This window comes from Serratia sp. CoH_122_TC_1 (assembly GCF_058191755.1).
The window spans coordinates 1-260 of the sequence record NZ_JBXWLA010000083.1 but is presented as its reverse complement, the minus strand read 5'-3'; the positions used below and the strand labels follow the sequence as shown (position 1 = coordinate 260).

Annotated in this window: 1 protein-coding gene; it reads left to right on the top strand. The window is 48.8% G+C overall.

Going from position 1 to position 260, the window contains the following annotated elements; translation table 11 throughout:
- Positions 1 to 260: hypothetical protein (locus tag AC2FC2_RS27075; protein WP_490660220.1), on the top strand; the 260-nt coding region annotated here is incomplete at both ends.

Genomic DNA, 260 nt, shown 5'->3' with positions numbered 1-260 from the left:
AATGATGCTGCTGCAGTTACCGAACTGAAAGCAGGCATCAAAAACTTTGCTGACGCTTTGGTTGACCGATACAACGCTATAGGTGGCATTCCGCTGCGAGGTAAATCCCCCACGGATATCGGTAACTCAAATGCAATGGGCATGCGCGTCCTGGGTCTGGCGATTTATGCGGGGCTGGATACGGGGGACGTTTACAAAAATACGTTTGCTGGTGTCTTGAATCGCCTATCAACGGTATACCAAGTAATACCTGGTATTGT